12 protein-coding genes are annotated in these 13,730 nt (G+C 46.5%); all 12 read left to right on the forward strand.

Annotated elements, in window-relative coordinates:
* The first annotated feature begins 12 nt into the window (after nucleotides 1–12).
* Complete coding sequence (locus tag ACGHP1_RS03040) at nucleotides 13–1,329, forward strand: DUF975 family protein (RefSeq protein ID WP_390507655.1); 1,317 nt, start codon at nucleotides 13–15, stop codon at nucleotides 1,327–1,329.
* A gap of 34 nt (nucleotides 1,330–1,363) precedes the next feature.
* Complete coding sequence (locus ACGHP1_RS03045; protein WP_390507657.1) at nucleotides 1,364–2,122, forward strand: DUF4234 domain-containing protein; 759 nt, start codon at nucleotides 1,364–1,366, stop codon at nucleotides 2,120–2,122.
* An 18-nt stretch (nucleotides 2,123–2,140) separates the two neighbouring features.
* The gene (locus tag ACGHP1_RS03050) at nucleotides 2,141–3,166 is read left to right on the forward strand and encodes a tetratricopeptide repeat protein (RefSeq protein ID WP_390507659.1); all 1,026 of its coding nucleotides are present in this window, start codon (nucleotides 2,141–2,143) and stop codon (nucleotides 3,164–3,166) included.
* 21 nt (nucleotides 3,167–3,187) lie between these two features.
* The gene (locus ACGHP1_RS03055) at nucleotides 3,188–5,344 is read left to right on the forward strand and encodes a protein kinase (protein ID WP_390507662.1); all 2,157 of its coding nucleotides are present in this window, start codon (nucleotides 3,188–3,190) and stop codon (nucleotides 5,342–5,344) included.
* 14 nt (nucleotides 5,345–5,358) lie between these two features.
* Nucleotides 5,359–5,496, forward strand: coding sequence for a hypothetical protein (locus ACGHP1_RS03060; RefSeq protein WP_154276498.1), 138 nt, complete (start codon nucleotides 5,359–5,361; stop codon nucleotides 5,494–5,496).
* A gap of 18 nt (nucleotides 5,497–5,514) precedes the next feature.
* Nucleotides 5,515–6,384, forward strand: coding sequence for a PP2C family protein-serine/threonine phosphatase (locus tag ACGHP1_RS03065; RefSeq protein ID WP_390507665.1), 870 nt, complete (start codon nucleotides 5,515–5,517; stop codon nucleotides 6,382–6,384).
* A gap of 20 nt (nucleotides 6,385–6,404) precedes the next feature.
* Complete coding sequence (locus ACGHP1_RS03070) at nucleotides 6,405–7,484, forward strand: FHA domain-containing protein (RefSeq protein ID WP_390507667.1); 1,080 nt, start codon at nucleotides 6,405–6,407, stop codon at nucleotides 7,482–7,484.
* A 35-nt stretch (nucleotides 7,485–7,519) separates the two neighbouring features.
* Nucleotides 7,520–9,016 carry an FHA domain-containing serine/threonine-protein kinase gene (locus ACGHP1_RS03075; protein WP_390507669.1) on the forward strand — a complete coding sequence of 499 codons (1,497 nt, stop codon included), beginning with the start codon at nucleotides 7,520–7,522 and terminating at the stop codon, nucleotides 9,014–9,016.
* Nucleotides 9,013–9,897 carry a PP2C family protein-serine/threonine phosphatase gene (locus tag ACGHP1_RS03080; RefSeq protein WP_390507671.1) on the forward strand — a complete coding sequence of 295 codons (885 nt, stop codon included), beginning with the start codon at nucleotides 9,013–9,015 and terminating at the stop codon, nucleotides 9,895–9,897. Before ACGHP1_RS03075 ends, ACGHP1_RS03080 begins: the two co-directional genes overlap by 4 nt.
* A 75-nt stretch (nucleotides 9,898–9,972) precedes the next feature.
* Nucleotides 9,973–10,296, forward strand: a complete 324-nt coding sequence (locus ACGHP1_RS03085) for a hypothetical protein (protein WP_097773953.1) — start codon at nucleotides 9,973–9,975, stop codon at nucleotides 10,294–10,296.
* A 104-nt stretch (nucleotides 10,297–10,400) separates the two neighbouring features.
* The gene (locus ACGHP1_RS03090; RefSeq protein WP_390507674.1) at nucleotides 10,401–13,208 is read left to right on the forward strand and encodes a S8 family serine peptidase; all 2,808 of its coding nucleotides are present in this window, start codon (nucleotides 10,401–10,403) and stop codon (nucleotides 13,206–13,208) included.
* A gap of 283 nt (nucleotides 13,209–13,491) precedes the next feature.
* Nucleotides 13,492–13,686, forward strand: coding sequence for a DUF3873 family protein (locus ACGHP1_RS03095; protein ID WP_005924624.1), 195 nt, complete (start codon nucleotides 13,492–13,494; stop codon nucleotides 13,684–13,686).
* The last annotated feature ends 44 nt before the right edge of the window (nucleotides 13,687–13,730 follow it).

The following is a 13,730-nucleotide window of genomic DNA, read 5'->3' on the forward strand; positions in this document are numbered from 1 at the left end:
GATGGGGTTATTATGGTAAATCGAGTTGCGGATAAAGAAAGTGCCAAGAGTATTTTAAAACATAACGGAAATCAGGCTGCAATGATTGGTATGGAGATTTTATACACGATCATCTCCACACTAACTGTCACAAGTATGATGGCGGCATTTTCTGCAGCAGCAGTTCGTATCTATGGTACCACACTCGTTTCGCTTGTGGTGTCCTTCATTAACGATCTGAGTAGAGTTTCCAGATGGGGGTATTATAGCCCCAGCATGATCTTCAGTCCATTCAAGTTTATTCTGATGGCACTGATTTTCGTTCTGCTCGTGGCAGCAACGGGAATCGTAACAGAGATGCTCAAGGCACCGTTCGAAGTTGCGCGGTATCGCTATTATTTGTATCTGCGTAAAAATGGAACACGGACAAGTGCCAGCAGCATTTTTGAAAGCTTTGATTTCTTTGTGCAGTTTGCAATCGTTACTGGAACACGAGAAATTGTCATTCAGTGGCTTCCTATTGTAATTGCTGTTGCAACGGTGATCCTTACGTTCGTATTTTTGCTGTCCGGGGTTATCTGGCTTGCAGTTCTGATCCTGATGGTTGGTATGATCGCAGCGGCAGTCATCAGCATTTACAGACGTCTCCAGCTTTGGCCGATGGCATGGGTTCAGGCGGATCATCCGCAGCTGTCGGCACAGCAGGTGATCGCACGCTGCAAAGAAATGACCGCAGGACACATTGGTGATCTTCTGATTTTTGAGTTGAGCTATCTGGGCTGGTGGCTTCTCAATGATATTACCGGCGGTATTGTCGGCCTGCTCTATGTGACACCCTACTATAATATGACAAAGGCTCTGGTATTTGAAGAACTGAAGGGCCGTGCCATTGCTCTAGATGGCATCCAGAGCAGTATCGCCGAGGGTTCGGGTCTGACGATTGCAATCAAGCCGGAGGATGTTGCAGAAAAAATCAACGACCTTGGAAACAGAATTGAGCAGGAGAAAAAGCAGCGCCAGTCTGCTGCGCAGAAGAATGTGCCTGCACTTTTGGGTATTTCTGGTATGTATGCAGGCTCCAACTTCCCACTTACGCCGGATCAGCCGGTGATCCTAGGAAGAGACAGCGCAGCAGCCCAGATTGTGTTCTCTCAGGGAGCACAAAAAATCAGCCGCCGGCACTGCGAAGTCATGTTTAACAGCCAGACCCAACAGTATCGAGTCACAGATTTTTCCAGCAATGGCACTTATGTGAACGGAAGCCGTCTGCCGGCGAACGCTCCGGTGAAGCTTGCGCGTGGAACGGAAATCTCTCTGGGAGACAGCAACAACATTATGAAGCTGCTGTAAGCAATAAGATATGCCAGCCAAACAAGGGAATCGAATGGATTCAAAGCCAAAGATTCAACTGCTCAAGCAAAAACGAAGCTTTTTACAATACATCCTGCTTTCTGTCGTAACCTGTTCTTTATATCACTACTGGTTCATGGATTCGCTGGTAAAGGATGTCAATGCAATCTGCAAGAAAGACGGACAGGATACCGTTGGGGTCGGAAGGATGATCGGATTCAGTATTCTGACATTTGGCGTTTATCAGTATCTGTGGCTCGCAGAAATTGTAGACCGGGTCTATGATAGTGCAGATGAATATGATGTAGAGATTCGGCAGGACAGTGAAAGCTTCTTTATCTGGATGATTTTGGTTCCATTCATTGGATATTTTATTGCAATGCACCGATTCGTTTCGGATGTTAATCAATTAGCTGCTGAATATGAAAAAAGACGGCATTTTGTAAAATGTACTAGCCCTATTACACAGCGTTCCCTGTCTTCCGGGCGGGGAACGCTTATTGGATTAGTTGGGAGTCTGGCCGGGCAGACGATTGAATTGAAGCCGGGACAACGGATCAAGATTGGAAGAAGTGCTGCGGAAGCTTCTGTGATCGTTAATAGTGAAAAAATCAGTAGGGTACACTGTCTGGTCCAATATAATGGGAACCAGCTAGGGTATACCGTTACAGATCTTTCCAGAAATGGAGTCGTTGTTAATGGAAAGCGCATTCTCTACAGTGTGCCGACTTATGTGCCATCGGAAAGCGTTCTTTTTCTGGCAGATGGTGCAAATAAATTTCAATTGACGTAAAGTCAATGGGAGCAAAAAATGAAAAAAGCAAAAATTATTGCAGCAGTGGCAATCGTACTGAGTGCCGCAGTCCTGATGGGCTGCAGCCCGAGAAATGCGATGTCTACGCTGTCTACTGAATCCGATTCGGAAACAGCGGAAGTCTTTTCCCTGACGAAGGTTTTGGATCTGGGTACGAATTATCTCGTCTCGCTGGATTATGAGAATGCGATTTTACAGTATATCGATATTATTCAGCATGACCCCAAAAACAAAGAAGCATACGCAGGACTTTATGCAGCCTATGCCGCACAGGGAAAAACAGATGAGGCAAACGAAGTCCTTAACAAGGCACAGGAAGTTTTTGAGGATGACGCAGAGTTTCTACCGGAGTTTTTAAAAGATGCAGATCTGATTTATAAAAACGGCGGTGGAAACGGACCGTTCCAAGTTCTTTCTGATCAGTACTGGAATGATGTTGACTCTCTCTTTGCAGAGAATGTAAGTCATGCATGGCTTGAGGCGGAACCTGATAATGCAGAACCGTATGCCTTGCTGGGAGCATATTATTCTGCGCAGGATGACAAAAACGGAATTATAGAACTGCTGAAAAAAGCAGAAGAGAATGGTGTGGACTTTAACGCGATCAATCAGAAGGTCGAAGTCAATTCGGATGGAAGCTGCACACTGACGGTACAGATCGAGAATTTTATGCAGGAGGAAAACGGGAAAAACTCCTCTGTAAAAGTTGAACTGGATTCAAAGGACGATGCCAAAACTGCGACCCAAAAGGTGGCAGAAAAGGTAGCCGATAGTGCCGCAAGCAAAGTGGTGAAGGATAGCGGCCTTACTGGTGAGGCCGCTAACATCGCAAATTCGATGGCACAGGAGGCACTCAAAAAGGGCTTGGGGAGCACTGGGAGCACGCCCGGAACAAGTTCGTCGAGCAGCAGCAGTGCAGCTCCCGCATACGACCCCGCACAGGACGATGGTACAGACGAGGAATTTGACTGGTCTGAGATCGAATCGGAATTTCCGGCGTTCAGTGATGACCTGGCATCCTAAGATTTATACGGAGGTGTGGGTATGGATTATAACGATGTCAGCCAGTGGGCCGCTGATCTGGGGAGTGGATACAGCCGGATCTATCCGCTGGGCGAAGGCGGAATGGGCACACTTTACTGTGCGCACAAAGATAGTTTGGACGTGGATGTTGTTATCAAGCGTGTGAAGCAAAAGTTCAAGGGACGGATGGATGAACGCGCTGAGGCAAACATTCTGAAAACGCTCAAACATAAGTATCTGCCGCGTATTTATGACGTGATTGAAAGCCAAAGCGGCTATGTCTATACGATCATGGATATGATACCGGGCGTAAATATGCAGAAATATGTGGAAACACATGGCCCGGCCAATCAAAAGCTTGCCTATCGATGGGCTTGTCAGCTTTGTGAAGTGACCGCTTATCTTCATTCACAGATCCCGCCGATCCTGCATTGTGATATTAAGCCCAGCAATATTATGATTACACCTTCCGGGGACATCTGCGTGATCGATTTTAACACCTCGCTGGTTTTTTCCAAGGGAGTGCTGGCGATTGGTGCAACGCCGGGTTATGCGGCACCGGAGCAATACACACGCCCGGAAGGAACGCATCTGACGCCGGATTCTGCTGAAACGGTTCCACTGGCCGAAACGATGCCACTGCGTGGATACGGAAATGCAGTTGCCTATCGAAACACGGCATCCTCTGGAAGCAATGCAAATGCTTCCGTGACAGCGGCACAGGCAACGAATGCCGGTGGGTATGGTACAATTAGCAAGCGAACGGATGTCTATGGCATCGGTGCAACATTGTATTATGCTATTACCGGTCAGCAGCCCGGCCATTCGTTGAAAAGCGTCCGGCCCATCACAAGCTACAAGCTAAAATTCAGCCGAAGTTTTTTGCTTATTATCTCCAGAGCAATGAAGAAACGGCAGGAAGAACGTTTTTGCGATGCTCAGGAAATGCTCCGTGCTCTGCAGGATATCCATGCGATCGATGGCCGCTATAAAAAGGTCGTTCGCTCTCAGAAAATCGTGGCAGCGGCTTCAATCGTGCTTGCAATCGCAGGAACGGCCACCATTTTGCTTGGAACACAGCGAATCGGTGTGGAAAGATATGCAGCTTATGATGCTCTTGTGCGCAAAGGCCGCACGGCGGCAGAAGAGATGCACTTTGACGAAGCTGAGCAGGATCTGAATCAGGCAATTGCAATCTATGATGATCAGCTGGAAGCGTATATTGAAAAGGCGGTGCTTCTCTATCGGCAGGGTAAGTATCAGGAGTGCATCGATGCTGTTGAAACGACACAGTCCCGCGCATTGAAGTATTACAGTAAGCAAAGCGTTGCAAATCTCTACAATATTGCGGCGGAAGCGGACTATGCGCTGGAAGACTATGAAGCGGCGATCAAGATGTACCAAAAAGCTTTGGAGTATGCACCGGAGGTACCAAGCTATTATCAGGGGGCTGCCACTGCAATGATCCAACTGGGGAACTTTTCAGGCGCAAATGATGTGCTTGAACAGATGAAGGCTGCAATCCCTCAGGCGGAGCAGAGCGGGGACTATCAGATCGTTCAAGGTGAACTGCTGAGAAAGCAGGGCGATTTGTCAGGTGCACTGCAGGCTACATATAAGGCGATAGAAATATCTGATGACAATGATCTGCTGGCACGAGCATACCGTCTTGCCGCGTCGATCTGCGAAGAGATTGGAGAAAGCAAAATTTCCGAAGAGATCGAGCTGCTGGAGCATGGAATCGAAAGATTACCCGGTGGATTTTACAATGCGTTGGCAGGACAGCTGGCGACTTCCTATATCCGTCAGGCCGAGGTGACTGGAGATTCCTCGTATCAGGAAAAGGCACTGCAAACATACCAAAAGATGGAAGACAATGGGAATACCACATTGGAAGTACGATTAAACATTGCAATGCTGCAGTATCAGCTACTGGATTTCACAGATGCCATGGAGACGCTTCAAGCATTAAAGACCGATTATCCTAAGGACTATCGCGTATATAAATGGCTTGCATTTGTTCAAGGGGAAATCGACCTAAAAAATGGTGCGTCCTATACCAAATCACTTGAATACTATACAACGGCGGTTGAACTGTACCGTACTGTACAGGCCTCCGGTATGTATGACCCCCAGATGGACGAGTTGAACCGAATTGCAGCAAATAACTGGCAGTAAAAGAGGTGAACAAGATGACTGTAGGACAAATCATGGTGATATGTGGAAGTTGTCTGGTTGTGGCTGCTGCTCTGCTTGGCGTATTTGGAAGCATTCTTCTACACAAAAGGAAAAAGGCGGTTCTTCTTGAAATTGAACATGAATACCGCTGAGAAAGCAGGAAAAGAGCCATGAAATTTTGTTCCGCATATTATTCGGATGTCGGGAAAAAAGAAACGAATCAGGACTCCCTCCTTCTGATGCAGCGCAGACAGCCTCAAGGGGACGAAATTGTATTTGCGGTGATCTGTGACGGCGTAGGCGGGTTGAAAATGGGCGAGCAAGCCAGCGCAGAAGTTGTGACAGCATTTCATGATTGGTTCAACAACCAGATCGAAGGGCTGTACCAGCAGAAAATTCCGATGACTGCGCTTTTTAATGATTGGGACAAGCTCATTCAGGAACTTCATGGATTGCTGAAGGAACACTCGGAAAATGCCGGCTTTCGCAGCGGGACAACGGTGGAAGCTGTGCTTCTTATGAAGAATCAGTACTACATCTGCCATATTGGAGACTGCAGAACATATGTCCTTTCGGACACGATTGATCAGCTGACAACGGATCATACCGTTGTGCAGCGGGAGATAACGGAAGGAAGGCTTACGCCCCAGCAGGCGGCAAAAGACCCACGCCAGAGCCTTTTACTGCAATGCGTAGGAGCCGGCAAGGCGGTAAAACCGGATTATCTCTATGGCGATATCAAGCCGCATCAGGTATTCCTGCTCTGCTGTGATGGGTTTCGCCGCAGAATAACGGGAAGCGAAATCAAGGAAATCTGCAAATATTCTACCAAGGAAAAGAAGCTGCATGATGCACTGGAAGAAGTGACCCGATTATGCAAGAAACGAAAAGAAACGGATAATATTACAGGGATTCTCATAAGCACCTTCGATAAACCAAAACGGCTGGTTCCGTTCTGGAAAAAGGATAGGCCGGGAACATCAGGAGAACTCGTAAAAGATGTTTTACTGAAATATTATGATCTGGCAGATCAAACATAATAAAGCAAAGGAGAACTAGTATGGAAAACAATCAAGAATTTGCAATCTTCTTTTCAGATGCACCGAAAGGTAAAAAAATCGGTGCAGTCCTTTCATGGATCGCCACAGCAATTTTGCTCGTTGCACTTTTTGTGCCGGGATTCCGGGTGAAGTTTCAGACACAGAATCAAAACGGTAAGTATCAGAATATTCCGGCAACGGAGACCTACGAACTGAATCAGGCGAAAGAGGCGTGGAAACTTAATGTTCAGCTGGGAAACAGCAAAATCTCCGGAAAACTGAATAGCTTTTTGGAAAATGGAAAGACGAGCGTGTTTTCCTATCTTTCGGATTCGAGTTTGCTGAATGCAAAGCTGCTGACAGTTGAAGATATTATTGGCACAGAAACCGTAAAATCTTTGCCGGGATGGGTCTTTCTGATCGTATTTTTCGTCTTGATCATTGTTGCTGCAATTACCGGAGTGTATACCATGAGATGGGTAACGCTGACAACAAACCTTGTTGGTGTGCTTGAACTGCTGGCGGTGTTCTTCCTCGTGTTTAAAAATAGATTCAATGAAAACGGTGCGAACCTTTTGACCGGGAGCCGAGTTGTTCCTGCAATGACCGCAGTTTTGATCGCGCTTTTGGTAATTGCCGCCATCCTGTCCGTTGCCTCTGTAATCGTCAGCTATGCAGTTCATTCCGAGGAGGATGCAGAGGGTGATGCCTACTGGGATGACGATGACGAAAACCGGAATGCGCCGACTGGTCTGATTGATGATAATGATACTGCCCCTGTGACCGGCAGCATCCCGTCTGCCTCGACTGTAGTTGCTACTCTGATCCAGATGAACACGAGCAAGAGCTTTGCAATTATGAACAATACGGAGTTGGTCATTGGTAAGGGTTCTCAGGCAGATGTGATCGTCTCCAACCCGATCATCAGCCGTGCCCATGCAAAGATCAGCTGCCATAACGGTACCTGCACGATTCAGGATCTTGGCTCTAAAAATGGCACGTTCGTTGGGGATCAGAAGATTTCTGGAAACAATATCGTGGTTCTGACGGATGGTATGTACATCACGCTAGGAAATGAGATCTTCCAGTTCAAGGTTTGACTTCAGCAGAGGCTGGAATGAGGTAAAATAAAACGATGGCCACATTGGAAGAAAAGCTTTGTCCAGTCTGCTTTCGGGAAGCGATGGAAGGCGGAAAATGTCAAAATTGTGGATATGTTTCGGATGAAGCATCTGTGGGGAAAAACTACCTGCGGTCATTTTCAATTTTGAATACAAAATATCTGCTGGGAAAAAGTCTCGGACAGGGCGGTTTTGGCATTACCTATCTGGCAAAAAATATGTTGAATGGATCACGCTGCTGCATCAAGGAGTATTTTCCGTCCAATTTGATTCAGGGCAGAATGCCTGATGGCACGGTTGCCCTGACAGGCGAAGAAAATCGCTGTGAGTTTGAAGATGGGAAACAACGCTTTATTGAAGAAGCACGAACGCTGCAGGAACTTCGCGGGAATGTCTCTGTTGTTGATATTCAGGATTTTTTTGAAGAAAACGGCACGGCATATTTTGTGATGGAACTGATCGAAGGCTGCAATCTGCGTACCTTTAAGAAAGAACACAACGAAGAGCAGACTTTCAAGATGGCGCTTCAGATGCTGCTTCTGATCGGCAGTGCTTTAGCCGAAGTGCACCGCTTTGGCATGATCCATGGGGATATCAGTCCGGAAAATATCCTGGTTACACAGAATGGAGAAATCAAACTAATCGACTTCGGTGCGGCGCGTTCCTTCCGTCAGAGCAGCGCAAAGCAGGGCAGAAAGATCTATCTGAAGCCAAATTATGCACCATACGAACAATACACCTTAAAACCCTGTCAGGGGCCGTGGACTGATATCTATGCACTGGCATCAACTTTTTACTTTATTGTGTCTGGCCAGAAAATGCTGGACGCTTTGAGCCGGGCAAAGGGAGGAGCGTATCTTCCGCTATGGAAGTTGGCTCCAGCTGTTTCAAAACCATTATCAGATGTAATGGATCATGCATTGGCGTTTGATTACCATGACCGCTATCGCAGCATGATGGACTTTCTGAGTGCGCTGGAGCAGGTCGTTGAGCCGGAAGAATATGATATTGATCTGGGAGCATTGATGCCAAAGTCGAGAGCTTCCGGAACGGCAGTTGTTCGTCCGAAAACGGCTGCTGTGCATGACGATTCTGAAAAGGTGTGCTCTGTTGAAGAGCAGGATGTGCAAGAACCCAGAGGCCTTGCAGCATTCTTCCACCCAAAGAAACGTAAGATGGCCTATCTGGAATTGACGATCGATTACAGAGAGACAGCGGGATGCTTCTCCAAGCGCAGGTGGTTACTTGAACCGAATTGCACGATAAAGATTGGCCGGTCGGCTACAAGTGATGTGATGATGCCCGCAAACAATCGAATCAGCCGAAACCATTGTGAGATCTTTTACAATGAAAAACGAAAAGATTTTACAATACGGGATCTTTCAAAGTTCGGTACGCTCCTTTCAAACGGAGAACCGATGAAAAAAGGAAAACAGTATACATTGAGGGATGGAGACAGTTTTTATGTCCTGTCGCCAGAGTATACGTTCAAGGTGGTGATTGAAACGTGATCTCTCTTTTTAAGAGAAAAAAGTTAAAGGGGAAAGCTGCCGACGAAATGCAGGCGATGGATGATGTGACACAGACGCTTTTGTACCCGTCTGAAAATGATTCGGAAAAGACACTGTGCTTTGACAGCTGTGAAACCGACACAACGGAAATTGCCGGTTATATGTCGATTGGAACGAGAAACAATCAGCAGGATTCAGTTCGCTTCGACCATAACGAATTCAGCACAGTCTGTGTGGTATGTGACGGCATGGGCGGCTTATCCGGCGGTGAACGTGCCAGTGCTCTGGCGGCGCAGGGAATGACACAGCATCTGCTCGAAAATGCACAGGCGACGGATATTTCTACAGAGATGGGCCGTGCGGCACTGAGGCTGAATGAAAAAGTTAAAGACATCCGCGACAGCGAAAACCGCAAAATAGAAGCCGGAACAACATTGACCGCTGTATTTATTCGGAATGGGGAACTATTCTGGTGCGGGATCGGCGACAGCCATATTTATCTGTATCGTGCGGGTGAATTGCGGCAGTTGAATATTGATCACAATTTTGGCATGCATTTGGATCAAATGGTGCAGGAGGGAAGCATTAGCAGTGAGGAGGCACTGCGTCATCCGCAGCGTGCAGCACTGACAAGTTATCTTGGCATTCAGGAACTAACATTGATTAGTGGAAATAGGATGCCGTTACCTCTGCAAAAGGATGATGTACTGCTTCAATGTACAGATGGGCTGTATCGTTGCTTATCGGATGATGCAATCTGCCAGATTTTGAATGCCACAAAAGATTTGAAGCGGGCCTCCAAGCTGCTAGTGGAAACAGCTCTGACATTTCCCGGAGCACACGATAACACATCGGTGCTGTTGACAAAGTACAAAGGCTAAAGTCAGAAAATATAAAAAAGAAAGGGGTGCAATAAAAAAGCTGGAAGAAGACGCAAATCAAAGGAGTGTTGCTTTATGACAAACAACAAGATTCAGATGCCTGCAAATTTTGTGGCTCTGAATGAAAACGAAATGTCTTGTGTTGAGGGCGGCGGTATTGTTTCGCAGATCTGCTATGCTTTTGGCCGGATGTTCCGCAGCACCTACTATGATAACTGGGAGAGTGAGTCTAAGACCCTCGAACAGTCTCATGGTGCTGTTGTTTCCAAGAAAAATGGTGTCTACACCTACTCTGACGGTTATACCCACACGATGTCTGGCGGCAGCAACTGGGGCTTTACCAGCCTCGGCGATTTCTTCTACGGCATCGGCGATCTGTTTGCTGCGTTCTATCTGTAAATTCTAAGGAACTGTGAGAACTCACAGCTCCTGAAACGAAAGCGATTCTTCCAGTTTTTTTATTGCATCGCAAATTTCGGTAACTCAAGCAAAGGAATATCATTATGAAAAAATCTACTGCGAACCGTATGCACAGAAAACGCCGTAAGAATAACTTGGTATGGCTCTTTGCCCTGCTTGGTATTCTTGTACTGTTTCTGGGAACGATTTTGGCTTTTTTGATTTTCAGTGATTTGTCGTCTAAGCCTGCTGAAACTGCTCAAGAAGTCTCTGCGGTGAATGTAGAAAAAGACATCCCTGAAACGGACATGGGCGATCTGATTTATCACGAACCGGCAGCAGAGAATGTTGTAATGCAGGGCGGATTCGGCTATGTCAACAATGAACTTCTGGTGACATTGAACAGCGCCGACAGTCTTCCTGCGCTGAAGGAATACCTTGCGGGTGTCGGCGGTGAGGTCGTTGGTGAAATCCCAGTCACTGCGGATTACCAGATTCTTCTCCCTGCTGCGCACACGCAGGAAGAACTGGAGCAGATGATTGAACAGCTCAAAGCACTCCCCTATGTGAGACGTTCTTCTCTGAATTATGCTTTTGAGCTGGAAAATGACGCGATTTCGGGTTCTTCGGCGTATTACCCCAATGATAAAAAATGGGATGATTGGAGCGGAAATTCTGGAAACAACTGGAACATGAAGGCCATTGATGCGCCGGGTGCATGGGTATACCGTGACCAGATGAAGCCAGTCAATGTTGGCGTAATTGAGGAGATTTTTGACTTCTATCACGAAGACCTGACTTTTCAGGAGATGCCGTTTGGAAATGTTTCGGCGATGGGACCTTACAAGTATAATGGTCTTGGATGGTGGACATCGGAACAAAGCCATGGGACTCATGTGGCAGGAATTATTGGTGCGGATTTTGATAATGAAAAAGGTGTTTGCGGAGTTGCACCGAATGCAAAATTATATGGTGCTACTTATAAAAAGGGCGAGACCAGACAACAGTTTTATTTCTCTCAGAAAACAGCATTGAGTTACCTTGTTCAAATCAAGCGCTGCAGAGTATTGAATCTCAGCTACTGCTTAGGCGAACATGGGCTGATGTATAGTGCAAGTCAGGGAGGGAAAAAGGCTCAGGAAAACTTCAATATTCTGAATGCTGATCTCACGGAATTTTTAGATGACTTAGAAAAAAACACAGGGAACTCATTTCTTATTTGCAAATCAGCGGATAATGACAATGACAAATTGTTTTATAAAAAAGATAAAGAAGATGTAAAAAATGGAATTGAATACTTTTGGCAGGGAGATTATAAAAAAGATCCCGATTATAACAAATATAAAAATCGATTTAAGAAAGATGAATGGGTGTCAGGTGGGACGGATGCAAGATGGGATATATATAGCGGAATTGATGAACCTGAAATAAAAGATTCGATTATTGTAGTTGGAGCGGCAGCTGTTTCAGGAACACATTCCTATTTTGGCTGTAAACATAATGGATATCAGGTTGCTTCATATAGCAACCGAGGAAGCAGGGTTGATGTGCTGGCACCGGGAGGAAGCGATTCTGATAATGTTTTTCCGGATGCAAAGATTTATAGCACAGTTGCCGATGGTGCAGTAGGATATGGATATAAAGTTGGCACCTCAATGGCAACTCCTCACGTTGCCGGTGTTGCTGCTATGATTTTTGGCATCGACCCGACCTTTACGGCAAAGGAAGTAAAGGACATTATCAAAAGTACTGCGACAGGTAGCTATGGCGAGGAAGGATATAAAATGTTGAACGCGAAACTCGCCGTAGAAAAGGCCATTGAACTGCGAGATCAGAAAGCAAATGAAAAAGAAAACTCAGTGGCTGAGCCAACAGACGGACATAAGTACGAGATTTTCCGTGAGACCCTGACATGGGAGGAAGCCAAAGCCGCCTGCGAAGCAAAGGGTGGACACCTTGCAACGATTACCTCGCAGGAAGAACAGAAACTAATTGAAAGCCTGAATACTCAAAACAGCAAACTCTGGATCGGCGGCTATAAAAATTCTGCCGGTGAGTGGTGCTGGGTGACAGGTGAACCATGGGAATATCAGAACTGGGGCGATGGAGAGCCGAACAATTCCAGCAATGTTGTGGCAGACGAGAGTTGTGTGGCCGTGTGGCCGGTAAAGTGGAACGATCTGGCAAACAGCAATACATATGAACAGAGCGGCTACATTTGTGAATGGGAAGCATCCAATGCAGCCGAGGAAACACAGGTCGAAGGTTACACGGGACACCTCTATGAGTTCTATACATTGCCCGAATCGGAGTGGGAGTCCGGCCCAATCACATGGCAGCAAGCAGAGAGACGCTGCGAGTGGAAAGGCGGTCATCTGGCGGTCATTGAATCGTCAACGGAAAATTTCCTTCTCTACAGTGCAATGAAAGCAAAAGGGTACGAGAATGCCTATTTTGGATTCAGCGATGAAAGCTCTGAAGGAAACTGGAAATGGGTCGATGGAACCAGCACAGCTTATACAAACTGGCATTCTGGTGAGCCGAACAATCAGGATGGTATTGAGCACTATGCCATGCTCTATGAAAAGTTTCAGGATGGGACGTGGAATGATGCAGATGGAATAATTGATGCCGGATGTGCCTACATCTGTGAATGGGACGACCCAACAGATAAAATATCCCAAGGAGATAGCTTTACAGATCAGCAACTGCGAATCATTGCAAAAGATTTGGGGGTCCCAGATGACTTGAATGTGGAAATCAAACAGTATCCAAAGACATATTGGAAAGCAGCAGGGCTTTGGGATATCTATGTTGAAGTGCTTCTGGACGGAAAAGTTATAGCATCGGGAAGTTTTGACGTGGAAACAGGAGAGATGGGACGCAACATTTATATCTACTCCCCTATCTGATACTCTTTTTCTGCAAAGCTTCTGCAAGCAGTGCATTCGTGCGCACAAATGCAAATTTTGCGTTGCAAAATGCTTGTTGGGAAATCCCAAACCCTTTCTGATCTGCACCGTTCCGGTGCAGGCTGCGCGTTCTTTCCGAACGCTATTGAATGTGTCAATGCACACTCTCTCCGAAAATCCGGGGCGCTTTTTGGTGCAAGCGTCAATGGCATAATTCCTAAGTTCATGATAGAATAGGTGCGTTGTGTGCCTGACACATGAAAACGGAAAGGACGATGCAGAAATGGAGCAGCTTTATCTGATGCCCGGTGAGGAACGCTACACAAAGTTTCGGGATGAGAACGGTGTGCCCAAAATCCGTTACACCTACTGCTCCCTGCATGGCAAGCTGTTCAATTGCGTGTGCCGCTCAACAGATGAAGCCCAACGGCTGTGTGAAGATTGGCTCGTAACGCAGGATCGCTGCTACATAAACTAAAAAAGTCGCCGAGGATTCCGCCCCATGAAAGGGTTAGAATCCTC

This window comes from Faecalibacterium sp. i21-0019-B1, from assembly GCF_042852915.1.
GTDB classification, from domain to species: Bacteria; Bacillota; Clostridia; order Oscillospirales; family Ruminococcaceae; genus Faecalibacterium; species Faecalibacterium taiwanense.